The 26,072-nt window shown below is 72.8% G+C and carries 18 protein-coding genes; 10 read left to right on the top strand and 8 right to left on the bottom strand.

Features of this window, described 5'->3' with window-relative positions; all coding sequences use genetic code 11:
• Positions 1–282 precede the first annotated feature (282 nt).
• Both ACFO4E_RS01845 and ACFO4E_RS01840 read right to left on the bottom strand, forming a co-directional pair.
• On the bottom strand, positions 283–1,611 hold the full coding sequence (locus ACFO4E_RS01845; protein WP_378570836.1) for a nucleotide sugar dehydrogenase: 1,329 nt from the start codon (positions 1,609–1,611) through the stop codon (positions 283–285).
• A 523-nt stretch (positions 1,612–2,134) separates the two neighbouring features.
• Positions 2,135–3,841, bottom strand: a complete 1,707-nt coding sequence (locus ACFO4E_RS01840) for a glycosyltransferase family 4 protein (RefSeq protein ID WP_378570834.1) — start codon at positions 3,839–3,841, stop codon at positions 2,135–2,137.
• A gap of 165 nt (positions 3,842–4,006) precedes the next feature.
• Here ACFO4E_RS01840 and wecB point away from each other — a divergent pair, with 165 nt between their 5' ends.
• The 3 genes from wecB (at position 4,007) to ACFO4E_RS01825 (ending at position 9,311) form a co-directional block, all read left to right on the top strand.
• Complete coding sequence (wecB, locus tag ACFO4E_RS01835; protein ID WP_378570939.1) at positions 4,007–5,074, top strand: non-hydrolyzing UDP-N-acetylglucosamine 2-epimerase; 1,068 nt, start codon at positions 4,007–4,009, stop codon at positions 5,072–5,074.
• A 64-nt stretch (positions 5,075–5,138) separates the two neighbouring features.
• Positions 5,139–6,884 (top strand): hypothetical protein, encoded by a 1,746-nt coding sequence (locus tag ACFO4E_RS01830; protein WP_378570832.1) that lies wholly within the window; start codon positions 5,139–5,141, stop codon positions 6,882–6,884.
• Between the two features lie 300 nt (positions 6,885–7,184).
• Positions 7,185–9,311 (top strand): glycosyltransferase, encoded by a 2,127-nt coding sequence (locus ACFO4E_RS01825; RefSeq protein ID WP_378570937.1) that lies wholly within the window; start codon positions 7,185–7,187, stop codon positions 9,309–9,311.
• An 85-nt stretch (positions 9,312–9,396) separates the two neighbouring features.
• Here ACFO4E_RS01825 and ACFO4E_RS01820 read toward each other — a convergent pair whose 3' ends face one another.
• Together ACFO4E_RS01820 and ACFO4E_RS01815 are read right to left on the bottom strand one after the other, a co-directional pair.
• The gene (locus ACFO4E_RS01820) at positions 9,397–10,854 is read right to left on the bottom strand and encodes an LCP family protein (protein WP_378570830.1); all 1,458 of its coding nucleotides are present in this window, start codon (positions 10,852–10,854) and stop codon (positions 9,397–9,399) included.
• Positions 10,855–10,875: 21 nt separating this feature from the next.
• Complete coding sequence (locus ACFO4E_RS01815) at positions 10,876–11,685, bottom strand: TIGR03089 family protein (RefSeq protein WP_378570828.1); 810 nt, start codon at positions 11,683–11,685, stop codon at positions 10,876–10,878.
• 1,112 nt (positions 11,686–12,797) lie between these two features.
• Here ACFO4E_RS01815 and ACFO4E_RS01810 point away from each other — a divergent pair.
• The 4 genes from ACFO4E_RS01810 to ACFO4E_RS01795 all read left to right on the top strand — a co-directional run bounded on the left by ACFO4E_RS01810 (position 12,798) and on the right by ACFO4E_RS01795 (position 17,941).
• Positions 12,798–14,819 carry a hypothetical protein gene (locus ACFO4E_RS01810; RefSeq protein WP_378570826.1) on the top strand — a complete coding sequence of 674 codons (2,022 nt, stop codon included), beginning with the start codon at positions 12,798–12,800 and terminating at the stop codon, positions 14,817–14,819.
• 73 nt (positions 14,820–14,892) lie between these two features.
• Positions 14,893–15,825 carry a glycosyltransferase family 2 protein gene (locus ACFO4E_RS01805; protein ID WP_378570936.1) on the top strand — a complete coding sequence of 311 codons (933 nt, stop codon included), beginning with the start codon at positions 14,893–14,895 and terminating at the stop codon, positions 15,823–15,825.
• Between the two features lie 16 nt (positions 15,826–15,841).
• Positions 15,842–17,092 (top strand): glycosyltransferase family 4 protein, encoded by a 1,251-nt coding sequence (locus ACFO4E_RS01800; protein WP_378570824.1) that lies wholly within the window; start codon positions 15,842–15,844, stop codon positions 17,090–17,092.
• 660 nt (positions 17,093–17,752) lie between these two features.
• Positions 17,753–17,941 carry a hypothetical protein gene (locus ACFO4E_RS01795; protein ID WP_378570822.1) on the top strand — a complete coding sequence of 63 codons (189 nt, stop codon included), beginning with the start codon at positions 17,753–17,755 and terminating at the stop codon, positions 17,939–17,941.
• Between the two features lie 56 nt (positions 17,942–17,997).
• On the opposite strand, the gene ACFO4E_RS01790 is transcribed toward ACFO4E_RS01795, so the two are convergent.
• The gene (locus ACFO4E_RS01790; protein ID WP_378570820.1) at positions 17,998–19,464 is read right to left on the bottom strand and encodes an HNH endonuclease; all 1,467 of its coding nucleotides are present in this window, start codon (positions 19,462–19,464) and stop codon (positions 17,998–18,000) included.
• A gap of 389 nt (positions 19,465–19,853) precedes the next feature.
• Here ACFO4E_RS01790 and ACFO4E_RS01785 point away from each other — a divergent pair, with 389 nt between their 5' ends.
• The gene (locus ACFO4E_RS01785) at positions 19,854–20,999 is read left to right on the top strand and encodes a cystathionine gamma-synthase (protein ID WP_378570818.1); all 1,146 of its coding nucleotides are present in this window, start codon (positions 19,854–19,856) and stop codon (positions 20,997–20,999) included.
• 43 nt (positions 21,000–21,042) lie between these two features.
• On the opposite strand, the gene ACFO4E_RS01780 is transcribed toward ACFO4E_RS01785, so the two are convergent.
• Complete coding sequence (locus tag ACFO4E_RS01780) at positions 21,043–21,225, bottom strand: DUF397 domain-containing protein (RefSeq protein WP_378570816.1); 183 nt, start codon at positions 21,223–21,225, stop codon at positions 21,043–21,045.
• On the bottom strand, positions 21,212–22,042 hold the full coding sequence (locus tag ACFO4E_RS01775; RefSeq protein WP_378570814.1) for a helix-turn-helix domain-containing protein: 831 nt from the start codon (positions 22,040–22,042) through the stop codon (positions 21,212–21,214). The genes ACFO4E_RS01780 and ACFO4E_RS01775 overlap by 14 nt, the downstream gene beginning before the upstream one ends.
• A 304-nt stretch (positions 22,043–22,346) precedes the next feature.
• On the opposite strand from ACFO4E_RS01775, the gene ACFO4E_RS01770 reads away from it, so the two are divergent.
• Both ACFO4E_RS01770 and ACFO4E_RS01765 read left to right on the top strand, forming a co-directional pair.
• Positions 22,347–22,793 carry an ATP-binding protein gene (locus ACFO4E_RS01770; RefSeq protein WP_378570812.1) on the top strand — a complete coding sequence of 149 codons (447 nt, stop codon included), beginning with the start codon at positions 22,347–22,349 and terminating at the stop codon, positions 22,791–22,793.
• A 121-nt stretch (positions 22,794–22,914) separates the two neighbouring features.
• The gene (locus ACFO4E_RS01765; RefSeq protein WP_378570810.1) at positions 22,915–23,883 is read left to right on the top strand and encodes a nucleoside hydrolase; all 969 of its coding nucleotides are present in this window, start codon (positions 22,915–22,917) and stop codon (positions 23,881–23,883) included.
• A 193-nt stretch (positions 23,884–24,076) separates the two neighbouring features.
• On the opposite strand, the gene ACFO4E_RS01760 is transcribed toward ACFO4E_RS01765, so the two are convergent.
• The gene (locus tag ACFO4E_RS01760) at positions 24,077–26,035 is read right to left on the bottom strand and encodes a vWA domain-containing protein (protein ID WP_378570808.1); all 1,959 of its coding nucleotides are present in this window, start codon (positions 26,033–26,035) and stop codon (positions 24,077–24,079) included.
• Positions 26,036–26,072: the final 37 nt, after the last annotated feature.

Here is a 26,072-nt window from a genome sequence, read left to right as displayed (position 1 = left end):
CCCCGGCTCCGGCGGTCCGGGCGCTCACCGGGCACACAGCAGCGGACCGCCGCGGGCCCCTGCTGTGCGAACGGGGAGCCCGCGCAGGCCCCGGCTCCGGCGGTCCGGGCGCTCACCGGGCACACAGCAGCGGACCGCCGCGGGCCCCTGCTGTGCGAACGGGGAGCCCGCGCAGGCCCCGGCTCCGGCGGTCCGGGCGCTCACCGGGCACACAGCAACGGACCGCCGCGGGCCCCTGGCCCACGGCGGTTCCGGGTCGAACGCGGTACGGCGGTCAGCGGGTCACAGGACCTCCACGCCCGCACGCGTGATGGGCGCGGTGATGCGCCGCTCGGCGCCGGGCTCCACCACGCCGTCGGCCCGGCGCATCACGCCCCGGGTGTCCAGCAGCAGCCGGGCGTGCTCCGCGAGCAGCTTGGGCCGGTAATCGCTGTGGTCGGTGAGCAGGATGGTGAGATCGGCCTCTTGGAGCGCCTGCTCCAGGTCGCCGACGCGCGGGACGTCGGTGCCGTTGACCGACCACTCCGCCACCCGCGGGTCGTGGTAGACCAGGGTGGCGCCCTTCTCGGCGAGCTTGCGCGCCACCGGGCGGGCGGGCGACTCGCGCTGGTCGGCGATGTTGGCCTTGTAGGTCACGCCCAGCAGCAGCACCTTGGACCGCGACAGCGCCAGCCCGGAGTCGTTCAGCAGCTCCTGCGCGCGCTGGAGCACGTAGGCGGGCATGCGCGCGTTGATCTCCTGCGCCAGCTCCACGAACCGGAACGGGTAGCCCAGCGTCTTGACCTTGTAGGAGAGGTAGTTGGGGTCGATCGGGATGCAGTGCCCGCCGACGCCCGGCCCCGGGTAGAACGCCTGGAAGCCGAACGGCTTGGTCGCCGCGCAGGCGATGGCGTCCCACAGGTCGACGTCCAGCTCGCGGCAGAAGATCGCCATCTCGTTGACCAGGGCGATGTTGACATGCCGGTAGGTGTTCTCCAGCAGCTTGGCCATCTCGGCCTCGCGGGTGCCCCGCGCCTTGACGACGTCGCCCACGAACTTGCCGTAGAACTCCGCGGCCAGTTCGCCGCAGCGGTCGGTCAGGCCCCCCACCACCTTGGGGGTGTTGGCCACCCCGAACGCGGTGTTGCCGGGGTCGATGCGCTCGGGCGAGAACGCCAGGTGGAAGTCGGCGCCGGCGACCAGGCCCGACTCCTCCAGGATCGGCCGGACGACCTCCTCGGTGGTGCCCGGGTAGGTCGTGGACTCCAGCACCACCAGCGTGCCCGGCCGCAGGTGCTGGGCGATGGAGCGGGCCGCGGCGGTGACCGCCCCCAGGTCGGGGCCGCCCTCGGGCGACAGCGGCGTGGGTACGCAGATCACGATGGCCCGGGCGGAGCCCAGCACGGCGGCGTCGGTGGTGGCAGTGAAGCCCGCGGCCAGCATCTCGGCGAGGTCGTCGCCGCTGAGGTCGTCGACGTGCGAGGTGCCCGAGCCGAGACCGTCGACGACCCGGGTGCTGACATCGAGCCCGGTCACGTTCAGACCGGCACGGGATGCCTCCTGGGCGAGCGGCAGACCGACGTAACCCAGGCCGACGACGACCAGATCGGTGGTTGAGGTGACGACGTCCACAGGGGATCCCCCTCGTGATTCATGGCTCGGTGTGGGAAATCGATCGGGGAACAGACTTTCCGCGTGAACTGGACGCCCGAGTGGTGTTCTCAGTTGCCGCAGTGGTGCCGCCATGGCCTGCTCCGGACAGTCTTCGCAATTGGGGTGCTCGACCCCTCTCGACGCGGTAGGGCGCGCGCCCGCGTTCACTGCCGGTTCACCGCCTGCGGCCGTGCGACCTGCGATGGCGCGGTCCTATCGCGTTTTTGACTGTAAGCCCCGATTCGGGGCTATTGGGCGATCATTTCCGATCCTTGTGAAGGAATTAACTCACCGGCCACTTCCGGTTCCGGTGGCCTCACCGATCACACAGGACGATCGGGCGCGATTCCGCCCCGTAGTCCACCACGTCCGGTGAAAGGGCGGATCGGGGCACGGCAAACACGTTCTTCCCCACCGAGATCACATTCCGGTCCGCTTCCGGTGATCGGCCGGTGAATACGCGGTGGCGGGAATACGGCCGGGGGCCGTCACTCCCGCCGGGTCACCCCCGCGCCGGGCGGTCTGCCGGCAGCGCCCCGTAGGCGTCGAGGTAGCGGTGCGCCGCCGCCGTCCACGTCCGGTCGGCGCCCACCAGCTCGCGCGCCGCCCGCCCATAGGCCGCCCGCGTGTCCGGGCTCGCCCCCAGCTTCTCCAGGCACGCGGCCAGAGCGGCGGCGTCGCCGGGCGGCACCAGTTCACCCGTGACCCCCGGCCGTACGATCTCCCGCAGCGCCTCGACATCGGAGGCCACCACCGGCAGCCCGCCCGCCATCGCCTCCACCGGCTTGAGCGGGGTGACCAGCCGGCTCACGCGCTCATCGCGCCGCGGCACCGCGAACACGTCCAGCGCCGCGTGGTAGCGGCGGACCCGGTCGGCCGGCACCCGGCCGGGGAAGTGCGCGGCCCCCGCGAGCCCGGCCTCCTCGGCGCGGCGGCGCAGCGCCCCCAGCTCCGGGCCGTCGCCGACGACCAGCGCGTGGGCCGCGACCCCGCGCCGCCGCAGTTCCGCCACCGCGTCGACCAGCGTGTCCAGCCCCTCGTAGCCGTAGCAGCTCGTCGTCGTCCCCGCCACGAGGTCGCCGGGGCCGATCCCCAGCTCGCGGCGGATCTCCGCGCCGTCGGGCAGCGGCTCCAGGAACGCCTCGTCGACCGCGTTGGGCACCACCACGACCTTGTCGGCCGCCACCCCGCGCGCGACGATGTCGGCGCGCATGGTCGCCCCCAGCGTCACCACCGCGTCGGCCGCCAGCATGCAGGCGGTCTCCCGTTCGCGCTCGGCGGTGTAGTAGGCGTCCGAGGTGCTGCGCGCGGGGTCCCGGGACAGCCAGGACTCCTCCAGGAACCCGCGCACCTCGTAGACCACCGGCAGGCCGAAGCGCCGCCCCAGCTCCAGGGCCAGGCGCGCGTTGCGGTGGTTGCTCGCCGCGTGCAGCACATCGGGGCGCAGCCGCTCCACCAGGGCGCTCGCCAGGCGCAGGCCGGTGCGCAGCTCCTGCTCCGGGCCCGCCGGGGCGGTCCACGGCAGCAGCCGGTGGTAGGGGACGCCGTCGACCTCCACCCGCGCGCGGGTGTCGGGGACGCCGATGGTCATCGGGTACCCCACGCGGGTCACCACGTGCGGGTCCAGCCCGGCGGCGCGCTGGCCCAGCGCGATGCGGTGGGTCCGCTGCGTGTAGCCGGCGTTGGTCAGCGGCAGCGCGTTGGTGACCAGATGCAGGACCCGCAGCGGATCGTCGGCGGATCTCCGATCGTTCATCGCGTCGTAGCGCTTCGTTCTCCCCCCCGGCGTTACGGTAATGGAGTGCCACTGGCCAGGCGCTTCCTCGGGGACCGCGCGACCCGTCGTGAGCGCGAGCCGGTATTCCAGACGGTTCCGCCGGCGATCGCCGGGTAGCCGTTCCAGGAGTTCTCCGGCGACCGCCGGCTGCTCGATGGCCAGCGAGAACGCGGTCAGACGGGCCAGACGACGAGGGGAGGCGCCATGGGCGGCGCTGCGAACCGCCTCCAGGGTCTCCGTACGGTGCCCGGCGTCCCACAGCGCGTACGCGCGGGGCAGCGCCCCGGCGCGGCCCAGGGCGTCCCGCGCCCCGGCGCGCACCCGGCCCGGGAGCAGCCGCAGGCCCAGCAATGGCAGGCGCGCCGGCTGTGCCCGAAGATGCCGCCAGGTCAGAGTGGTGGTGAAGGAAGCCGCTTTCACGATATTGCGCACGGTCGGGTATCCAACCACGTCAGGGTGGCCGTCCGGTGACGCCACGGCGTCTTGCGCGGGTCGTGATCGCACGTCGGTTCATGCGAAGGGAAGAAGATGTCGTCAGCATCGGCCGAGAGCCGGCCCGCGTCCGCAGCCTCCGGGGGCGCGCCTGAGGCCGAGATCGTGCACATCGTCGGGGCCCGCCCCAACTTCGTGAAGGCCGCCCCGGTGGTGTCCGCACTGGAGGCCAGGGGCGTCCGCCAGGCCGTCGTGCACACCGGCCAGCACTACGACGACCGCATGTCCGCGGTCTTCTTCCGCGAGCTGGGCCTGCCGCGGCCCGATGTGGACCTGGGCGTGGGGTCCGGATCGCACGCCGAGCAGACCGCCGCGCTCATGGTCGGCCTCGAACGCGAGTTCACCGAACGGGCGCCGCGGCTGGTCATCGTCTACGGCGACGTGAACTCCACCCTCGCCGCCGGGCTGGTCGCCGCCAAGCTGCACATCCCCGTGGCCCACGTCGAGGCCGGGCTGCGCTCCTTCGACTGGAGCATGCCCGAGGAGGTCAACCGCCGGGTCACCGACCAGCTCTCCGACATCCTCTTCGCGACCAGCCCCGAAGCGGTCGGCCACCTGGCCCACGAGGGCGTCGACGTCGACCGGATCCACCTCGTCGGCAACCCGATGATCGACACCCTGCTGGGCAACCTCGACCGGTTCGACGTCGGCTCGCTGCGGACCCGGCTGGACCTGCCGGCGAAGTACGTGGCCGCCACGCTGCACCGCCCCGCCAACGTCGACGACCCCGACACCGTCGCCCGGCTCGCCGCCCGCCTGCACGAGGTCGCCGACCAGGTCGACGTGGTCATGCCGGTGCACCCGCGCGGCGCCGCGGCGTTCGAGAAGGCGGGGCTGGCCGACCACCCCCGCATGCGGCTGCTGGAGCCCCTGGGCTACATCGACTTCGTCACCCTGGTGCGCGGATCCGCCGCCGTGGTCACCGACTCCGGGGGCGTGCAGGAGGAGACCACCATCCTCGGGGTGCCCTGCCTGACCCTGCGCCCCAACACCGAGCGCCCGGTGACCATCACCCACGGGACCAACCGGCTGGTGGTCGACTCCGAACTGCCCGGGCTGGTCTCCAAGATCCTCGCCGGGGAGACCCCCGGAACGCCCGCCATCGCCGACGTGCCTCCGCTGTGGGACGGGCACGCCGGGGAGCGCATCGCCGCCATCCTGGCGGATCGGTGAGGTTTTCACGCCGCTCCGCCGCGTCGCCGGACCCCGTTCAACCCCGCAAGGTAGGAATGTTGCTGTGAAACGGCGTGAACAGAGCCAGACCGAACAGCTACGGCAGGCCCTCTCCGAGCGGGAGGCCCAGCTCCAAGAGGCGCAGACCCGCCTGGCCGCGTTGGAGGGGTCGACCTCGCTCCAGGTCGGGCGGGCGCTGACCGCCGCCGCCAAGCGCCCCGGGCGCGGGCTGATCCGGCTGCCCCGCGACCTGTTCCGGCTGTGGCGGCGCGCGGGCACCAGCGCCCAGGGAACCGGCCGCCGGCGCCGGAACGAGCCCGTGCGCTCCTACGACGCCGAGCGCCAGGAGGCGCGGCTGCTCTCGGGCACCTTCGGGGTGCGCGAGGACAAGCTGGTCGTCGCCGGCATCCTCTCGCCCGAGGTGCGCGCGGCCCTGGAACCCTACGTGCGGGTGATCCCCCTGCGCCCGCAGGACGCACAGGTGGTCCTCGACTCGGTGGACGTCGACGTCGTGTGCGTCGCCGCCTCGGCGACCGCCCCCGGCTCCCTATGGGCGCACGCGGGCGACCCGGCGGTCGCCGACCGCACGCGGACCCTCAACTGGGTCGTGGAGTCCGCGGCCGGCCGGGGCACCCCCACCGTCCTCATCGCCGACGCCCCCGCACCGCCGGCGCTGCGCACCCTCGCCTTCGACCACATCCACGACGGCGACACCGGGGTGCCGCTGCACCGCTTCAACCCGATCGCCGCCGAGCCCGAGCGCGAGACCGACCCCGCCTACCTGCCCTCGGCCGGCCCGGAAGGCCCCGTCGTCAACCGCCTCGTGGAGACCCTCGACGGCCTCCGCCGCCCCGGCTTCCGCTGGGACGACCTGCCCGGCGTCCTGCGCGCGGCCACGGGCGTCGTCGTCGACGACGCCGGCCTCGCCGACCGCGCGCTCGTGTGCGGCGCCCGGGCGCTGCTGATCGGCGACCGCCGCACTGGCCGCAACCCGGCCGGCGGGCCGTCGCTGCACTCGGTCCCGGCCGACGCCGGGGCGCTGCGCTCCGGCGACGCGGCCCGCGAGCTGGCCCGGATGCGCGAGTCCGGCCAGCTCACCCCGGAGGAGTTGCGGCTCGCGCTGCGCTCGGTGTTCCTCACCGACGCCACGCCCGTCCGGCTCGCCGAGATCCTCGGCAAGGTCGCCTTCGCTCCCGGATCGGGCAGCGCGACCCTGCCGCTGCGCGGCCGCGAGACCGCCGTGCTCGCCTGCCCGGCCGACGACAACGCGTCGCTGGCGCTGGCGGGCGACGTCCTGGGCCAGGTGCACGCTCCCGTCGAGGTGGTCGTGCCCGAAGCCGCCGCGCACTTCGCCGGCGTCGAGCGGCTGCGCTCGCACGGGGTCCCGCTGCGCGTCGCCGACGGCATGGCCGCCGTCGACGACCCCGGCCCCGCCGACTGGGCGCGGCTCGCCCAGTCCGCCACCGCGCCGTGGGCGGCGCTGTGGCGGGGCCCGCGGGGCGAGGCGTTCCTCGCCGACCTGGTGTGCGCCGCCGAGTGCTCGGGCGCCGACGCCGTGGGGCCGGCGGTCTCCGGCCGGCGTGGCGAAGGCGCGTCGGAGGGCGACCCCGTCGACCGCGCGATCGCCGACCAGGAGTACGTGTTCGTCAGCGCCATCCGGCCCTACCTGGCCCGCCGCGAGCTGCTCGGCCGCGGTCTCCAGCCGGGCATGTGGAACCGGCACGGTGCCCGGCTCCTCGCGCTCGGCCCGGTCGGCGACCACCGCGAGCCCGCCGACCACGCGGGGACCGCGCCCAATGTTCAGCCGTGACAATCGAGCGCTGCCGCCGGTGCGCCGCGACGCGGCGGCAGCGCAGACGTCCACCGGGGCGCGACCCCGGCGGATCGGTTTCGAAGGGAAGCACGTGACCAACCACCGAGCGGACACTCAGGCAGGGCCGGGGGGCGGCGCGAGAACGCCGCTGCCGGCGACGGGGCGGCGCCGCGTCGCGGCCGACACGAGCGGGCGGGGAGTGTGAGCGTGCAGGGCGACGGAAAACGGCTACGGGCGCTCGTCTACGGCGACGTCGACCTCAACATCATCGACGGGTCGGCCATCTGGGCCCAGTCCATGACCCAGGGGCTGGCCGCCGCCGGATGCGATGTCACGCTGCTGCTCAAGGCCCCGGTGACCACCGACCGGCTGGTGGCGCCGTTGCTGGACACCGAGCACGTCACGGTGCGCCGCCCCTACGAGGAGCGGCTGCTGCCGGACCTGGGCCCGCGCGGGCTCACCCCCGACCAGGCGGTCTCCCTCATGACCCGGCTCGACACCGAGCGCCGCTACGACCTGGTGGTCGTGCGCGGCAGCCGGCTGGCGGGGGTCGCGGCGCAGGCCGAGGAGCTGGCGGGCCGGCTGTGGACCTACCTCACCGACGTGCCGCAGAACGTCACCGAGATGACCTCCACGGCGGCCTCCGAGCTCACCGACATCGCGGTGGCCTCGCGCTACCTGCTGTGCCAGACCGAGGAGCTGCGCGGCTTCCTGGAGGCGTTCATCCCGGCGGCGTGCGGGAAGAGCGTGCTGTTCCCGCCGGTCGTCGTGACGCCCGAGGGCGTCGCCGGCCAGGGCACGCCGCACACCCCGCTCAAGCTCGTCTACACCGGGAAGTTCGCCCAGCGCTGGAACACCCTGGAGATGACCGAGCTGCCGGCGGCGCTGGCCGCCCGCGGGGTCGCCGCCGAGTTGCACATGATCGGCGACAAGGTGCACCGCGACTCCGCCGACTGGGCCCGGCGCATGACGCGGGCGCTGGAGTCGACCCCCGATGTCGTCTGGCACGGCGGCCGGCCGCGCGCCGAGGCCCTGCGCCTCTCCGCGGCCTGCGACGTCGGCCTGTCCTGGCGCGCCCCGGAGATGGACGCGAGCCTGGAGCTGTCCACGAAGGTGCTGGAGCTGGGGTCGCTCGGGCTGCCGGTGGTGCTCAACCGCACCCCGATGCACGAGGAGCTGCTCGGCGCCGACTACCCGCTCTACGCCGGCGAGGACCTCGACTCCGTCGCCGACACGCTCACCCTCGCCGCCGAACCCGACATCTACCGCGAGGCGGCCGAGCGCTGCCGCCGCGCGTCGGAGCGCTTCACCCTGGAGCGCGCGGCGTCCCGGCTGCGCGAGTACCTCGCGGCGGCCTGCCCGTCGGCGCCGACCGGCACCGACCCGGAGCGCCCGCTGAAGGTCGTCATCGCGGGGCACGACCTGAAGTTCTTCACCCGGCTCGCCGACTTCCTGATGTCGCTGCCCGGGCTGGACGTCCGGCTCGACGAATGGGAGTCGCTGCGCGCCCACGACCAGTACCGCAGCAAGGAGCTGGCCGCCTGGGCCGACGTCGTCATCTGCGAGTGGTGCGGCCCCAACGCGCTGTTCTACTCGCAGAACAAGCGCCCCGGCCAGCGCCTGGTGGTGCGGCTGCACCGGTTCGAGCTGTACGCGGAGTGGCCGCGCAAGCTCGACATCGACAAGGTCGACGCGGTGGTGTGCGTCAGCCCGTACTACGCCTCGCTCACGCGCGAACTCGCCGGGTGGCCCGCCGACAAGGTCATCGTCCTGCCCAACTGGGTGGACGACGCCCAGCTCGACCGGCCGAAACTGCCCGGTTCGGAATTCACCCTCGGCATGATCGGGATCGCGCCGTCGCGCAAGCGCCTCGACCGCGGCCTGGAAGTGCTGGCGGAGCTGCGCCGCCGCGACCCGCGCTACACCCTCGCGATCAAGTCCAAGCAGCCCTGGGACTACTGGTGGATCTGGAACCGGCCTGAGGAGCGCGAGTACTACGAGCGCACCTACCGGCGCATCCAGCGCAGCGACCTGCTCGCCGACGGGGTCGTCTTCGACCCGTTCGGGCCCGACGTCGCCGCCTGGCTGCGCAGGATCGGGTTCATGCTCTCCACCAGCGACGACGAGAGCTTCCACCTGGCACCGGCCGAATGCGCCGCATCGGGCGGCGTGCCCGCGGTGCTGGCCTGGCCGGGCGCCGACACGATCTACTCGGCGCGCTGGCTGCACGAGGACACCCCGGCCATGGCCGACGCGATCCACACCATCGTCACCGAGGGCCGCTTCGACGCCGCGCGCCGGGCCGCCCAGGCGGAGATCATCGGGAACTACTCGCTGCGCCGGGTCTGCGACATGTGGGCCGACCTGATCGTGCACGGCAAGGTCCCCGAGCCGCTCGACCTGCGCGGCACGGTCTCGGCCTAGCCACGCGACGCGAAACCGCCCCGCACCGGAGGCGCGGGGCGGTTTCGCGTGTCCGGGACCGTCCGGGCCCGGGGCGGTCAGGGGATCAGCACTCGGCCTTGGCCTCGCCGTCGGCGGCGCTGGTGCTCGCGACCCCGCCCCCGCCGTTCCCGCCGCTGATCTTGACGCCCGCCCAGTCCGAGGCCATCACGAGCTGGACGGCGGAGGAGCCCAGAGCGGGGTTCTCCTCGATCGTGCCGGCCTCCAGCTTGTCGGCCAGCGCCTGGGCGTGGCCCTCCTGGCCGGGGCCGTAGTAGACCGTGGTCTGCGCCGGGACCGGGCCGTCGGGGTTGCCGGTGTCCGCGACCTGGAACCCCTCGTTGGCCAGGACGGTGGCGACCTGGTCGGCCGCGCCGGTGACCCCGGTGCCGTTGCGGACGTCGACGCTGACGTCGCCGGGCTCGACCGCGGGCGCGTCGTCCTCGCCGGAGTCCGAGCCGCCCCCGCCCTCGCCGGAGTCGTCCTCTTCCTCCTCGCCGGGCAGCGCGGTGTCCTGCGCGATGGCGTCGAACAGCTGGGTGGCGTCGGGCTCGCTGAGGACGAGCCGGTTCTCGTCGGCGGGGTCGGCCCCGTTGGGGGCGGTGACGAACTTGACGTCGGACATGTCGACCTCGCGCATGGCGATGGCGATGTCGGCCATGGTGTCGACGGTGAGCCCGTCATCGGTGGTGATCGTGTTGGTCACCGACCCCAGGAAGTCGTAGAGGTTGGTCGGGCTGCGCAGGATCTCGCCGCTCATGACCTGGCTGAACATGGCGCCCAGGAACTCCTGCTGGCGGCCGATCCGCGAGGTGTCGCTGCCGTCGCCCTGGGAGTAGCGCGAGCGCATGTAGCCCAGCGACTGCTCGCCGTTGAGCACCTGCTCGCCGGCGTCCAGTTCGAGGTGGGCCTTCTCATCGTTGATCGGCTCGGGGACGCACATCTGCACCCCGCCGATGGAGTCGACGATGTCGCGGAAGCCGGTGAAGTCCACGCTGACGAAGTGGTCGATGTGGATCCCGGTGATCTGCTCGACCACGGCCCACTGGCACTGCACGCCGCCGAACGTCATTGCGGAGTTGATCATGCCGCGCTGGGCGGACATGCCCTGGTACTCGCCGTCGTCGGTGGCGGGGCAGCCGGGCAGGTCGACCATGGTGTCGCGCGGCAGGTTGATGAGGGTGGCCGTGCCCTTGTCGGGCGAGATGTGGGCGATGATGAGCGAGTCGGGGCGCTCGCCCTCGGCCTCGCCGCCGAGGTCGGCGTTCTCGCCCGTGCGGACGTCGGACCCGATGACCATGATGTTCAGCGCGCCGTCGACCCTGCTCGGCCGGTCACCGAAAGCGTCGGTGTCGATGCTCTGCTGGCTGATGTTGCCGTAGATGTCGTAGTAGGCGCCGTAGGCGGTCAGGCTGCTGCAAATGACGATCCCGGTCGTGATGACGGCGGCCCAGCCGCCGCGCGACAGGTTCTTCCGCGCCGCGCGCGCCTTGGCAGAGCCTCGGGAGGAACGATTTCTGGGCATCGGGTACCAAACGGACGGGGGTCAGGAAAGATGGCGGATGCCGGTCGGGAGATCGGAGAACCGGTCGTGCCGGCCCACGAGTGCGGTGACGCGCTCCGTCCGGAGCTGCGATTGCACGCGTGCCGAATCGGTCTCGTGGCTGAGGACCAGAGATAGGGCGCCGGCCACGGGGAACAGGAAGTCGGAGAGGTCAGGTCCCAGGGCGGCCAGGGTTTCCGATTCATTGGTGATGATAGCCACGCGATCACTGGATGTCAGCTCCGACTTCGCATATCGGTCCAGCGCGCGGTCGGCGAGCTCGGCGCCGCTGTACGGGCCGGGGTGCCACGACAGTGCCGGGGCGTCCGGGTCGACCGGGCCACCCGGTGTGAACCGGTCGCCGTGGCCCCGGACCTCCACCGCGTAGTCCAGCACCGCAGGTGGGCAGGTCGCCAACGGGGCGCCCAGCGGGTGCAGCGAGGTGGCGACCACCTCGTCGGCACCGGTGGCGAGCGCGGCATCCATGCCGTCGGCGGCGGTGACGACGATGTCGGGGTCGTCCTCACCGAGCGACGCGGCCGTGGCAGGGATCACGTTCAGCCCGGTCGTCCAGGAGGAGACCAGCCAGACCAGGCTCTGCCAGTGCACCGGCAGCGCCAGGGCGATTCGCGCCCCGGGCTCGGCGCCCAGGCCGTCGACGATCATGTTCGACGTCTTGGCCACCCAGTTGTCGAAGGTCGCGAAGGACAGCTCCACCCGGCCGCCTGAGGCGTCGTAGGCGGTGATGAAAGGGCGCGTGGGGTCGACGGAAGCGGCCGACCGCCACAGGTCCCCAGGGGTCTTCGCGGGCACGCCGCTCCTTCCACACCGCACCGGCGGGGCCGGCGGCCGCGTCCACCGATTCGGACGGCTCGGCACAGGTTACCCCCTCTGTCCGGTACCACCGCTGCGCCCGGGAAGGCCGGAGACGGCCGCACCGACGCAGAACGGCCCGCAGCGCCGGGGACCGATCGATCGCGGGCACGGAACCCGCGAGGGACGCATCCCGCCGAGGGCCGGATCCGGCCGGAGACCCGAGCGGACCCCGATGCCCACACGTCCCATCCCCCCGGACGGTTCACCCCCGAGCCCGCCGCGGGCTCCCGGCCGCCGACAGCCGAGGAGCTTGGCGGCGACAGCGGGGCCGCGACGCGGCGTGCCCTGCGGTCGACCGGCCATGGGCCGGTCCGGGAGTTGACGGGAGGGGTGGTTCTCGCGCTGAGGAGCCTGGCGGCGGCGGTGGGACCGCGATATGGCGTGCCATGTGGCCTGCGGACGCTGGGCCGGTCCGTTTGCCGCTGGGCGGGGCGGTCGGTGGTCCCGGGGGCGTTCTCGCGCTGAGGAACCTGGCGGCGATGGGGTCGCGACGCGGCGTGCCCTGTGGTCTTCCGGCCACGGGCCGGTTCGCGTGCCGCTGGGTGGAGCGGTCCGCTGGGCGGGGCGGTTGGCGTGCCTGGGGTGGTTCTCGCGCCGAGGAGCCTGGCGGCGACGGTGGGGTCGCGACGCGGCGTGCCCTGTGGTCTTCCGGCCACGGGCCGGTCCGCGTGCCGCTGGGCGGGGCGGTCCGCCGGGCGGAGCGCTCGGTGTCCCCGGAGCGGTTGCCGGGAAGGCCGTCCGGCCGCAGCCCGCTCATCGCCTGAAGTGGCCGGAGCCGTGGCGCCTCCCCACGCGGTCGTCCAGGCCCGTGACCGAAGGTTTCCGGCGGCGGCCCGCCCCGTGCGCCCCTCGACGGCCCGCCCCGTGCGTCCCTCAGCGGGCCGGCCGGGGGCCGACCCGGGGACCCGTTCTCCCCGAGTTCGGTGGTGCGCCGCGACGGGCTTCGGTAGGTTCGGCCGGGTGGCGTCACCGGAGCGTGGCCGCGGCGCAACGCCGCGAAGCCGACTCCTTCACGCCGACCACAGTCCCCGACAGAGACACTTGCCGCCATGTCCCCGACCCCCGGACGCCTTTTCGCCCGCGTCACCGCCCTGCCGGCCATCGCCCTGGGTGCGTGGCTGCTGGTGGCGTTCCCGCTGCTGCTCCTCGGCCTGTTCACCCCGCTCGCCGGGGCGCTCGCCGGGATCCCGGCGGTGGCGGCGGCGGTCGTGCTGGTGCCCCGCCTGCTGCCGGCCCTGCCCGAGGACGACGTCCCGTGGTGGCCGCTCGCCGCCACGGCACTGATCACCGTGGCGTTCGCGGCCGTCCAGACCGCCTACCACGCCGAGGCGCTGGTGATCCGGCGCGACCCGTCGTCCTACGCGCAGTTCACCGCGTGGATCGCGCAGAACGGGTCGCTGCCCATCCCGCAGCAGCGCGACCTCATCGCCGGCGACGACCCGGCCCTGATCTACGGCAGCCTGGCCTTCTACGAGGTCGGCGACGAGGTCTGGCCGCAGTTCCTCGCGGGCGCGCCGCTGGTGCTGTCCATCGGCTACTGGATCGGCGGCCTGACCGGGATGGTCGTCGTCCCGCCGCTGCTCGGCGCGCTGGGCGTCCTCACCTTCGCCGGGCTGGTGGCGCGGCTGGCCGGGGCGCGGTGGGCTCCGCTCGCTGCGCTGCTGCTGGCGGTCTGCCTGCCCGAGCAGTGGGTGAGCCGGTCCACCTACAGCGAACCCCTCGCACAGGTCCTCCTGCTGGGCGCGCTCGTGCTCGCCTTCGACGCGCTGGCGTCGCGCGTCGGGCCGCGCGGGCGCTGGGGTGCGCCGCACGCGCTGTCGGCCGCCGCCGGGCTCGTGTTCGGGCTCGGCCTGGTGGTGCGCATCGACGCCCTCCGCGACCTGCTGCCCGTCGTCGCCTTCATCGGCCTGCTGCTCCTGGCCCGCCGGGGCCAGGCGCTCCCGCTGCTCGCCGGCCTGGTGGTGGGGCTGGGCTACGGGTTCACCGCCGGGTTCGGGCTCTCGGCCCCCTACCTGGAGTACCTGTCGGGGTCGCTGGACCCCCTGCTGCTGCTCAGCGCGGGGGTGGTCGCCCTGACCGCGGTGCTGACGGCCGTGCTGTGGCGCCGCGGTGTCCCGCGCACCGACCGGCCCGGGTGGCTGCCCACCGCCGGCGCCGTGCTGTCGGTCGCGGTGGTGGCGGTCCTGGCGGCCCGGCCCTTGGTCTACGTCTCGCGCGGCCACGGCGACGAGGCCACCGGCGTCTTCGTCGGCCAGGTGCAGCAGGCCGAGGGGCTGCCGGTCGACCCCGACCGCACCTACGACGAGATGAGCCTGTACTGGGTGGGCTGGTACCTGGGGCTGGGCACGCTGCTCTTCGCCACCCTCGGCGTCGCCCTGGTGGTGCGCCGGCTCCTCCAGCGCCGCGACCCGCAGTGGGCGCTGCCCGCCATGGTGTTCATCTGGACGGTGGCCACCACCCTCGCCCGCCCCGCCATCACCCCCGACCACCCGTGGGCCGACCGCCGCCTGGTGGTCCTGGTCCTGCCCGCGTTCGTGCTGTTCGCGGTCTGGTTCACGGCCTGGCTCATCCGGCGCCTGCGCCGGGCCGGACCGTCACCGGGCCCCTGGGCCGTGGCCGGTGCGACGACGTTCTGCGCCGCCGTCCTGTTGGTCCCCACCGCGATCACCGCCACCGGGGTGATGACCTACCGCTCCGACGTGGGCAGCATCCGCGGCGCCGAGGCGCTGTGCCGGGAGATCCCGTCGAATGCGAGCGTCATCATCGTCGACGGCCTCTACTACGCCTACATGCCGCTCATCCGCGGGGTCTGCGGGGTGCCGACCGCGGCGGTCTTCAGCACCGACCCCGCCGACGACGTCCAGCGGGTGATCGGCGAGATCGAGGAGAGGGGCCGCACGCCCGTCCTCGCGGCATCGGAGCCCGAGGCGATCTTCGCGGTCGAACCGTCGATCACGGCGGTCTCCCACCCCTTCGACGTGCACAGCGACCAGGATATGAGCACCCTTATGGAGCCGCCCGACGGTTCCTGGCCCTTCATCGGCGATGTGTGGATCGCCGTTCTGTCCTGACCACCGGGCCGCCACCCCCACCCCGCGGCGGCCCACGACCCCACCACCCCGCTACCCCACGACCGTGAGCCCCATCGTGAACGAGACACCCCAGCCATCCGAAGGCGCGGTGGAACCGCGCCCCCACGTCAGCATCGTGCTGCCCTGCTACAACGAGCAGGACCACGTCGTCCAGGAGGTCGAGCGGATCTGCGCCGCCATGGACGCCTCCGGCTACGGCTACGAACTGCTGGCCGTCGACGACGCCTCCACCGACGACACCCTCCTCCGGCTGCGCGGAGCCGAGCCCGCCCACCCCCACCTCCGCGTCATCGCCTTCGGGCACAACGGAGGCGCCGGGACGGTGCGCCGGATCGGCACCCAGCGGGCGCGCGGCGAGATCGTCGTGTGGACCGACGCCGACATGAGCTACCCCAACGAGCGGATCCCCGAGCTGGTCGCCATGCTCGACGCGGACCCCGACATCGACCAGGTCGTGGGCGCGCGAACGCACGAGGCCGGCTCGCACAAGCTGCTCCGCGTGCCGACCAAGTGGCTGATCCGCAAGCTCGCCGAGCGGCTGACGAACACCCGCATCCCCGACCTCAACTCCGGGCTGCGGGCGTTCCGCCGCGAGGTGTCGCTGCCCTACCTGCGCCTGCTGCCGCCCGGGTTCTCCTGCGTCACCACGATCACCCTGGCGTTCCTGTCCAACCAGCACCAGGTGCGGTACGTGCCCATCGACTACGCCACACGGTCGGGCAGGTCCAAGTTCCACTTCGTGCGCGACGCCTACCGCTACATCCTCCAGGTGCTGCGGATGGTCATGTACTTCAACCCGCTCAACGTGCTCATGCCGCTCGCCCTGTGGCTGCTGGGGATCGGCGCGGCCAAGTTCGTGTTCGACATGGTCCGCCAGCCGCTCTACGTGCCCAACAACACCATCATGCTGTTCATGACCGGGCTGATGGTGGCCTCCATGGCGCTCCTGGCCGACCTCATCGTCCGATCACGGAACGGGACCTGAGGAGGGAGCGGCGGCGATGCGGATCACGCTGATCGGCCCGGCCTACCCCTACAAGGGGGGCGGGGCGCGGCACACCACCGAACTCGCGCACCGGCTCGCGGCGCGCGGGCACGACGTCGTCATCGAGTCTTGGCGCGCGCAGTACCCGGCCGCCCTGTACCCGGGGCGGCAGACCATCGACGTGCCCGAGGCCGACCTTTTCGCCCACACCCGGCACGACCTGGCGTGGTACCGGCCCGACGGCTGGCGCCGCGTCGGCCGGCGGGCGGGGCGGGAGGCGGACCTCGTGGTGGCCGCGGTGTTCTCGCCGGTGCAGGTGGTGCCCTACCTCGGAATCCTCGGCGGGATCGGGAGGCGGGCGCGCACGGTCGCGCTCTGCCACAACGTGCTGCCGCACGAGCGGCGGCGGGCCGACGTCGTGCTGACCCGGACCCTCCTGCGCCGCGTCGGCACGGTCCTCACCCACTCCCCGGCCCAGGCCCGCCTGGCCCGCGCCCTGGTCCGGGGCACAGGAGCGGACGTGCGCACGGCGACGCTGCCGCCACACCTGCCGGAGACGGGAGGAGAGCGGAGCGGGGCGGTGGAGCCGGGGGCGACTGCGCTGCCGCCACACCTGCCGGACGCGGGGGAGGCGCGGAGTGCGGCGGCGGAGCCGGGCACGGACACCGGCGGGAAGACGGACCCGGCCGTGGCCACGGCCGGGGCGGGGGCCCCGGACGCCGATACCGGCGGGGAGACCGGGCGGAAGGTCCGCCACCACCTCCTCTTCTTCGGAATCGTGCGGCCCTACAAGGGGGTCGATGTGCTCCTGCGGGCGCTGGCCGCAGGCGCGCCGGCGTCGGTGACGCTCACGGTCGCGGGGGAGGTCTGGGGCGGCGCGGACGACCTGCGATCGCTCGCCGCGGAGCTGGGGATCGCCGAGCGGGTGGAGTTCCGCGAGGGCTACGTCGCCTCGGCGGAGCTGCCGGAGCTGTTCGGCGCCGCCGACGCGGTCGTCCTGCCGTACCGGTCGGCGACCGCCACCCAGAACGTCTGGCTGGCCCACGAGCACGGCCTCCCGGTGATCGCCACCCGCGCGGGCACCCTCGCCGACCAGGTCCGCGACGGCATCGACGGCCTCCTGTGCGCCCCGGGCGACCCCGACGACCTCGCCCGCGCACTGGCCGAGTTCTATACCCCGGGTACCCCCGAGCGCCTGCGCGCGGGCGTGTGCCCGGTCGACCCGGAACCGTACTGGGACGCCTACATCGAGGCCCTGACGGCCTGATGCCCTGATGCCCTGAACCGTCCTGAACTGCCTGCCGTGGGTGCTCTCTCCGGCTCGGTGGTGCTTCTCCCGGTGCGGCCTCGATCCGGCCGGGGCCGGCGTTGTGTGACGGTTCACGGTGCGGGTCGCGAGGCGCGGGGACCGGGGATCGGGGAGAAGCGGACGTCCCCTGGTGGCGTAGAGCCGCGGTTCAAGCGGGCCGCGAGGGCCCACGGGACAGCGCCGCGCGGAACGTGCGGAGTTGTGTCGGGGCCGGGGTTACGGCGGGCGGCGACGGCGGGTGGGGCCGGGTGCGGCGCGGGTGGTGGGGGTGGTCGCGGGGCCGGGGTTACGGCGGGCGGCGACGGGCGGCAACGGGGGCAAGGGCGCCGGTCGGGCGCCGGGTTCCCGGTGGTGCGGGTTTCCGACCCGGGGATCTCTGGGGCCGTTCCGCCGGGGCCGCGGTCGTCGGCACTGTCCTGACCGTCTTCCCTGCCCCCGTTGGGGACGGCGGGACTGGGCCGGTCGCTCCTGGGCCGGGAATGCGGCCCGCTGTGCTGTCGTGTCTCCGCCTTTCCCCGGGCTGTGCTCCGTCTCCCTCGGGCTCCCTTGGGATTTCGAATCCTTCGGAGGGTTCGAGGGGTCCGCTCCCTGCCTTATCGCTCCCCGTAGTATCCGCACATGCCGACTCTTGAAGAGATTGATGCGGCCCGGACGCCGGCCGGGGGCTGGACGCGCGAGCAACTCGCCGAGTGGGGTGTTCCCTGGCCCCCTCCCAAGGGCTGGCGCAAGCGGCTGGCCGCGGGGATTCCTGAACATCCCGACGCAGGTCAGGAAGGATCCGGAGACGCTTCGGAGACCTTGTTCTGAGTCGGGTCGAGGTGTGCCTTCCGGGGTGGCGCCGCCGCTCTTTCCGCCCGGTGCGGTCATTGGCCGGGGTAGGGGTCGCGGGTGGTGGTGTGGGTGCGGTTGTGCGGGGTGCGCCACACCAGGGTGCCGGGCGACGGCTGCGTGAGAGTCCAGGCCGGATGCTGCTTCAACCGGTGATGGCGACGGCACAAGGCGGCCAGGTTCGCAGCGCTGGTGGCCCCGCCGAGGTGGTGGGGGGTGGTGTGATCGGCATCGCACTCCACTGCGGGGCGGTTGCAGTGGGGGAACCGGCAGGTGCGGTCCCGCGAATCGATGTGCGATCTCAGTAGCGGCGGCGGCCGGTAGGCCGTTGTTCCGTCCGCGACCGGGTTTCCGTCCGCATCGACCACCGTGTAGCACCAGCGGGTGGCCTTGGAGGTGGCGCCCTTGGCGAGTTCCCGTGCCGCCTCGGCCAGGATCGGCCCGTGCCCCGGGATCTCTCCCAGGCTCCGGTTGTTCGCGCCGCCCATCTCCTTGGGCAGTGCGGAGAGCGGGATGATCACGTGGAGCTTGCCGACCGGGCTGAAGGGTGCGGGGGTGGGAACGGCCATCCCGGGGATGACGACCTGTGCCTGGGCGCCATCACCGCCCTCCGGGGCGGGGTCGGGGACGCCGTGCTCGGCCGCATCCGCCGGGACCTCGGTGCCGGTGGTGACCGGCAAGCGGCCCAGCAGCAGGCCGACGGCCACATCGGCGCGCAGCCGGTCCAGGGAGGCGTGTTCGTCGCCGGGGTGCATGTCCTGGGTGCCGGGGGCATCGGCCTGGATGGCGCGCGCGATACAGCCGAGCCGCTGGTGGATGGCCAGGGCGTCGGTGGCGTCGATGTCGGTGATGGACACCGTTGCGGTGCCGGGTGCGGTGGCGGGTTCTCCGTGGCGGACGCGCACGGCCCGGTCGGCGATGGTGCGGGCCTTGCGCTCCTCGGTGCCGGTGGGGTCGAGGGCGTAGACCACCTTCTTGGCCAGGTTCTTCAGCCTGACCCCGGACTTATCGTCCATCTCGGCCAGCATCCGCGCCTGGTAGGCGGCGGTGGTGGCGGGGTCCCAGTCCAGGGGTGCGGCGTCGGCGATGATGCGGGTCCGGTATTCGTCGATGTCCCCGGCCGCCAGGGCTTCGCGGACGGCGGGGAGGTCCTCGCTGAGCCGGTATGCGTGGGTGATGCGGGCAAGGACGAGGCCGGAGGGCAGGGCGAGTTCGCAGCCGATCTCGGCGGCGGCCTCTTCCTCGGCCGAGACCTGGACGGCATCCGGGGGCGCGTGGTGGCGGCGGGTGCGGGCGAAGGCGGACATGGCCTCCAGCTGCGCGGATTCCAGCCACCGCTTGGCGGCCTCCAGCCGACGGATCAGGTCAAGCTGCTCGTCCCCCGTCATGGCCGAGACATCCAGGGCGAGCACCCAGTCGGCCATCAAGCCCCCGGCAGGTGCGGGAGGCGGGTCGTCGGGGGTCACCTCCCGGGGGAGGTCGATGGCGGGGGGAGTGCTCATGACCTGATTCTATCGAACGCCTGTTCTATGCGCAAGGAGTCATCGACCGATTTCTCTGGGTGTTCGGTGCTGATCGGGCGTGACCCCGGACGCGTGCCCCGCCGCCTGCACCGTCTCTCACCGCGCGGGGCGCCCGACCGCCGACCCGGGCCCACCACCGGCCGTCGCCGCTCGCCTGAACCGGAGGACGCACCCACGGGAAGGCTGTGTGCCGGTCCTGCACCCGCTCCGCCGTCACCGCCCGCCTTGAACAACGACCACCCCGAGAACGGTGTTGCAGAACGACCAGCGTGCGGCGGAACAGGCGGTGGAACAGGAGGAATCTCAGGAGGGCAGGCTGCCCGGAGAACCGGCCCTCGGGGAGCAACGCCGCTACTAGTGTGGGGCGCATGACGTTCGACGGGTTTGAGACGCTGGCCATCCACGCCGGTCAGGAGGCCGACGCCGAGACGGGCGCGGTCGTTGTCCCCATCTACCAGACGAGCACATACGCCCAGGACGGCGTCGGCGGGCTGCGCGGCGGGTTCGAGTACTCCCGCACCGCCAACCCCACCCGTGTCGCCTTGGAGGAGTGCCTGGCGGCGCTGGAGTCCGGGATCCGGGGGCTGGCGTTCGCGTCGGGAATGGCGGCCGAGGACACCCTGCTGCGCACGGTGCTGAAGCCCGGCGACCACGTGATCATCCCCGGCGACGCCTACGGCGGCACGTTCCGGCTGTTCGCCAAGGTGCTGGAGCGCTGGGGCGTGAGCTGGGTGGCGGTCCCGCAGTCCGACCTCGACGCGGTCCGTGCGGCGGTGCGCCCCGAGACCGCGCTGATCTGGACCGAGACCCCCACCAACCCGCTGCTGAACATCACCGACATCGAGGCCCTGGCCGAGATCGCCCACGACGCCGGTGCGCTGCTCGTGGTCGACAACACCTTCGCCTCCCCCTACCTCCAGCAGCCGCTGCCGCTCGGCGCGGACGTGGTCGTCCACTCCACCACCAAGTACCTGGGCGGACACTCCGACGTGGTGGGCGGCGCCCTCGTCGTGGCCGACCCGGAGCTGGGGGAGCGGCTGGCGTTCCACCAGAACACCATGGGTGCGGTGGCGGGGCCGTTCGACGCCTGGCTGACACTGCGCGGGATCAAGACCCTCGGCGTGCGGATGGACCGGCACAGCGCGAACGCGGAGCGGATCGTCGCCGAGCTGGAGGGCCACCCGGCGGTGTCCGAGGTCCTCTACCCGGGACTGGCCGACCACCCGGGCCACAAGGTCGCCGACCGCCAGATGCGCGCGTTCGGCGGGATGGTCTCCTTCCGCCTCACCGGCGGAGAACCCGCGGCCCTGCGGGTCTGCGAACGGACGAGGATCTTCACCCTGGCCGAGTCCCTGGGCGGCGTGGAATCCCTGATCGAACACCCGGGCCGCATGACCCACGCGTCAACGGCCGGCTCCCCGCTGGAGGTCCCGTCCGACCTGGTCCGCCTCTCGGTGGGCATCGAGTCGGCCGACGACCTCGTGGCCGACCTCCGGGCGGCCCTGGAGCCCTGACGGACACGGCGGCCCCGCCCACGGGCGGGGCCGTTTTCAGAGGTCAGAGGGAGTCGATGTCGGCGAGGAATGCCCGCCACTCGTCGGATGGGAAGGCGAGAGTGGCAAGGGCGCGGTTCTGCGTGTCCCGGACGCGGACGAGCGCGCTCTCGGTCACCTCGACACAGCTCCCTTGCGCGCCGCTGTAGGAACTCTTGTGCCACTCAGGGGCTCTACGGCTTCTCATCGAGTTCGTCCTTGACCTTCCTGACCAGATCCCTGCTCACTCTGGGCGAGCAGGCTTCGGACTGAAGTATCCCGAAAACGGACGTGCACTGCTGCACGTGTATCCGGTTCTCGGAAACCTTCTCACCCCACATGTGTTCAGCCGACACGACCACAGGTTCATCCCGGAACGTGTAGATCCGGAACGGGCCACTACCGCCAGGATGGCACTCGGCATCCGCAGGCATGACCTGCATGCGAAGAACCCCGCGGGCGATGAGGTCGAGCACCCGGACGAGCTGGTCGGACAGAATCCGAAGGTCACCGGCGGCACCGACGCGCCGTTTGAGAACGGATTCCTCCACCACCATCGAGATCGACGGAGGCTCGTCCCTGTCCAGGATCTTCTGCCGACGCAATCGGGATTTCACCATTCGTTCGACCTCCTGCTTTGAGGCCCACGGTGCGGAGTCTCGAAGCAAGCCCCTGATGTATCCCTCGGTCTGGATGAGCCCCGGTATGACCGAAGACTGATACTCGCGAAGTTCGGAAACGTTTCGCTCCAACTCTTCGACTCGTTCGTACCACTCCGGCAGCTCCGTTGGCGTGTTGGCCTTGTCCCAAGCCCGCTGAATCCCGCCGGAAGTTCCCAGTAACTTATCGAGTTGAACGGCCTGATCTGCTGAGATTCCGTTGACGCCGGACTCCCACGCAGAGACCGCCGACTGAACTACGGACAGCGCTGCGGCCACCTGGGCTTGCGTCAATCCTGCCCTGTCCCGGGCCGTTCGGATCTCCCGTCCGATTCGCTTTTGGTGCTGTTTTGTCCCGTGTGTCATAAGTTGATCCTCTCTTGGTGTGCCATCGTCATCATTAACGCATGATGATAATACGACTGAGCATCATGGAAAACGACCCTTCTTGATGAACTGATGATCTTGCTGGTGCTCCGCATTCTTGATCATCCATGGTGTTTTTCGCGAGATCAAAATGAATCTCGCTCAGGGAGGACCGCACCATGAACACCCACGGCATGCAATCCCGACCGGGAAAAATCCGACACCATCGCGCGCGGCGAGTACGCCCCTACCTGCCCGCAACCGAATACCGGCGTCCCTGCGCCGTTGCGGGACGGTGATGGCGATGTCCTACACCCGCGAATTCCCCGGCTGGGCCGACCAGATCCGCCAGGCCCGCACCTGGGCCGACCGCGTCATGGCCACTCACACCGGATACGCCATCCCCGATGACACCGCCGCTGCCGCCGTCCTGTGCCTCTCGGAGGCGGCGACCAACGCCCTGCGCTATACGGCGAGCGGTCGGGGCGGCGTCTTCAAGGTGACGATCAAGCTCGACCGGCGGCGCGTGACCATCGAGGTCGACGACGAAGGGCGTCCCGCCGGCGGGACGATTCCCTTCGTCCGGCCCATCACCCCGATGGCGCAGCACGGCAGGGGGATGGCCCTCATCGACCACTACACCCACACCTGGGGCCCGCTCCCGAGACCGCGCACCGGCGTCACCTTCACCCTCACCTGGCAGGACACCCGAGCCAGGAAGACGGCGCCCGCCCCGCCCGCCGCTCCATGAACCCCCGCGTGCCGGTGCCTCAACGGGGAGACAGGGGAGACAAAGGCACCGGCACGCAGCCCGGCGTCCCCGCCACGTGCTAGACCGGATGGCCACGTATCCAGGGGAGTGAAGGGACACCGTGGGCGATACACGCGACGAGAGCGCCGAGGATCTGCGCCGTACCCCGCTGATCATCGACACCGACATCGGTGGCGATGCCGACGACGCGCTGGCCGTTGCGGTCGCCGCCCGCTGCGTCCCTGACCTGGCTCTGCTGCTCACCACCGACGAGACGGGCCCCGAGTACGGCCCAGGGCAGCGTGCCCGGTTCGCCCGCCACCTGCTGGACGGCATCGGCCGGCACGAGGTGCCCGTGGTGGCGGGCGCCTGCCTGGGGAAGACGCGCTACTACTGCGTCGACGGTCTGGTCCCCGCCGCTGTTCCCGCCCAGAAGACCGACGCCGTCGGCGCGGTGCGCGCGGTCGCGGCGGCCCACCCCGGCCCGATCCGGTGGGTCGGGATGGGGCCGCTGACCAACCTCGCCCGCGTCCTCGTGGAGGCTCCGGAGGTCGCGGCGCGGCTGCGGGTGACCCAGATGGGCGGCGCCCTGCGCTACCGCGATCCCGAGCGCGCCGAGCACAACTTCCGCCTGGACGTTCCTGCGGTGCACGAGGTGTTCGCGGCCGTGGCCGAGGGACGGCTGCCGACCCCGGAGTTCGTCACCTCCGAGATCACCTTCGTCCCGGACATCAAGGTGACCCCCGACCACCCTGTCCGCCGGCGCCTGGCCGCCCCGGACGCGCCGCCCTGGGCCCACCTGCTCCACGCCCACCTGGACCGCTGGTTCGCCGGATCCGGCCCTCTCCGGATCCCCGGCACCCTCCAACACGACGGCCTGACCCTGAGCGCCGCCCTGAGACTGCCCTACGTCGACTCCAGGCCCATGCCGCTCTCGGTCGACGCCATCGGCCGCACCACCCGGACCCCCGAGGGATCGGAGGGAACCGTCGTCCGGGTCAGCGTCGCGGCCCGTTACGCGGCCTTCATGACGTGGCTGGAGACCACCCTCGACCCGGCCGCCACCCCGTCCGGCCCCTTCCTGCCCTGACACACGGCCCGGCCTGCCCCCTCAGAGGCGCGCGATCCGGCCGCGGTCACGGGGGATCAGGCCGCGGTCACCTCCACCTTCCGGCCGTCCGGGTCGGTCAGCACGTGCCGCCCTAGTGCGAGCGGCGGCCGTACCGCCCCGCCGTCGACGCCGAACCCCAGCCGAACCGCCCCCGTCGCCGGCGGCCCGGGGGTCATGCCGTTCGTCTGCGGCGCGATAGGAAGTCGCGGACGACGTAGCCGCCCAATCGGTCCGTGGCGGGGCGGACGACTCGGCCGCCGTTGCGGCGGGCGACCTCGTCGACGAAGCGTTCCAGGCGGGGGTCGTCGGCGAGGAGGAAGACGTTGAGGGCCGCTCCGCGCCGGGTCATGCGGTCGACCTCGGCCAGTGTGGCCGTGGTGGTGTCCTGGGAGGGCGGCCAGGCGAAGGTCGCCTCGCCGTCGCGGCCGAGGTGGGCGGTGGGCTCGCCGTCGGTGACGATGAGCACGATCGGCTCGAAGTCGGAGTGGCGGTCCAGGTGGCGCCCGGCGAGGATCAGGGCGTGCTGGAGGTTGGTGCCCTGGACCGGCTCCCAGGTGAGTTCGGCCAGCCCCGCCGGCGGGAGTTCGCGGGCGTAGTCGCTGAACCCGATGATCTGCACCGCGTCCTGCGGGAACCGGCTGGTGACCAGGGAGTGGAGCGCCATGGCGGTCTGCTTGGCGCTGCCCCACAGGTCGCGCAGGGCCATGGAGTAGGACAGGTCGACCAGCAGGCACACGGCGGCGGCGTCGCGCCGCTCGGTCTCGGCGACCTCGAAGTCCCCGGGCGCCATCCGGATCGCGCCCCCCGGCCCCGCCCCGCCGCGCGCCACCGCGTTGCCCAGGGTGCGGACTGCGTCCAGCGGCTGCTCGTCGCCGAACTCCCACGGCCGGGTGGCGCCCGTGGGCTCCCCGGAGGACCCGGCCGCCGTCTGCGCGTGCGCGCCCGGGCGTCCGTGGTGGACGGTGTCGGTGAACACCTCGCGCAGCGCGGTCTCGCCGAGCCTGCGCACCGCCTTGGGGGTGAGCCGCATCTTGTTGCGGGTGCCTTCGAGGTATCCCTGGTCGCGCAGCTCGCGCTCCAGCGCACGCAGCCGCGCGAGGTCGTCGACCGCGGGCCGGCCCAGGGCGCGGCGCACGGCCTCCTCGTCGATGTCGTCGAGCCCCGCCCCCGCGTACCCCTGCCCGAGCGACGCCTCGAGTTCGGCGAGGTCGGCGAGGTCCTGCACGGCGCTCGTGGCGTCGCCCGCCCCTAGGCCCTCGGGGCCGTCGATCTCCTCACCGCCCGACCAGGCGAGGTCGGGGCGGCGCGACCGCAGCGCCCCGGCGAGCCGGTCGAGCGCGTCGCCCATGCCGGATTCGGCGGTGGCCTGCTGCATCAGCCCGTTCAGCTCGGCGCGCTGCTCGGGGGTGAGGGAGTCCATCATGCGCTGCGCGGCGGCGGACCTGCGGGCCAGGGTGTCGACGAGCTCCTCCAGGTCGCGCGGGCGCGGCTCCTCGGGGAAGAAGTCGCCGTAGGCGTCCATGAACCGGTCGAAGTCGGCCTGGGTGTGCTCGCCCCGCTGGTCGGCGTCGAGCATGTCGTTGAGGGCGTCGATCATCTCCCGCACCCGGCGCATGTCCTCGGGGGAGCCGTTCTGCAACGCCTCCTTCATGCCGCGGAACCGGGTGTCGAGGACCTCCCGCCGGAGGAGGTCGCGCAGTTCGGCGAACGACCGGGCGGCGTCCGCAGACCGCCACTGGTAGCCGGACAGGCGGCGGACCGCGGCGGCGGTGTCCGCGGGCAGGGAGTCGAGCTCGGTCTCGCGCAGGCGCGCGTCGTCGGACGGGTCGGGGAACAGCTCGGCCCGTTCCTGGCCGATCGCGCGGTCCAGGAGCGACCGCACCTGGTCCAGGGTTCCGTCGAGCCGCCCCTGCGACCGGATCCGCTCGCGGCGCTCGCGGGTCCGGCGCAGCAGGTCGTCGAGCCCGCTGATGCCCTGGGTGCCGCGGCGCAGCAGGTCGCGCAGCGCCCGCAGGGGCTTGGTGCCGGCCATGATGTCGCGGCCCAGCTCGTCGAGCGCGGCGCGCACGTCGTAGGGCGCCGCCAAGGGGTCGGGGCCCTCGTGGTATTCGCCGTACCGGAAGCGGTCCATCGGGGTCTCCCTTTCCCCTTCCCGTCGGTGGTGTGGG

This window comes from Nocardiopsis mangrovi (assembly GCF_042653925.1).
Taxonomy (GTDB): domain Bacteria; phylum Actinomycetota; class Actinomycetes; order Streptosporangiales; family Streptosporangiaceae; genus Nocardiopsis_B; species Nocardiopsis_B mangrovi.
Note: the sequence above shows the minus strand (reverse complement) of the source record. Positions and strands in the feature narration are given on the sequence as shown.

Bases quoted from the DNA above. Each gene is read 5' to 3' on its own strand.
- ACFO4E_RS01825 (WP_378570937.1), top strand. From the start codon at position 7,185: ATGACCCAGGGGCTGGCCGCCGCCGGATGCGATGTCACGCTGCTGCTC.
- ACFO4E_RS01820 (WP_378570830.1), bottom strand. From the start codon at position 10,854: ATGCCCAGAAATCGTTCCTCCCGAGGCTCTGCCAAGGCGCGCGCGGCG.
- ACFO4E_RS01810 (WP_378570826.1), top strand. From the start codon at position 12,798: ATGTCCCCGACCCCCGGACGCCTTTTCGCCCGCGTCACCGCCCTGCCG.
- ACFO4E_RS01800 (WP_378570824.1), top strand. From the start codon at position 15,842: ATGCGGATCACGCTGATCGGCCCGGCCTACCCCTACAAGGGGGGCGGG.
- ACFO4E_RS01795 (WP_378570822.1), top strand. From the start codon at position 17,753: ATGCCGACTCTTGAAGAGATTGATGCGGCCCGGACGCCGGCCGGGGGC.
- ACFO4E_RS01790 (WP_378570820.1), bottom strand. From the start codon at position 19,464: ATGAGCACTCCCCCCGCCATCGACCTCCCCCGGGAGGTGACCCCCGAC.
- ACFO4E_RS01785 (WP_378570818.1), top strand. From the start codon at position 19,854: ATGACGTTCGACGGGTTTGAGACGCTGGCCATCCACGCCGGTCAGGAG.
- ACFO4E_RS01780 (WP_378570816.1), bottom strand. From the start codon at position 21,225: ATGAGAAGCCGTAGAGCCCCTGAGTGGCACAAGAGTTCCTACAGCGGC.
- ACFO4E_RS01775 (WP_378570814.1), bottom strand. From the start codon at position 22,042: ATGACACACGGGACAAAACAGCACCAAAAGCGAATCGGACGGGAGATC.
- ACFO4E_RS01770 (WP_378570812.1), top strand. From the start codon at position 22,347: ATGTCCTACACCCGCGAATTCCCCGGCTGGGCCGACCAGATCCGCCAG.
- ACFO4E_RS01760 (WP_378570808.1), bottom strand. From the start codon at position 26,035: ATGGACCGCTTCCGGTACGGCGAATACCACGAGGGCCCCGACCCCTTG.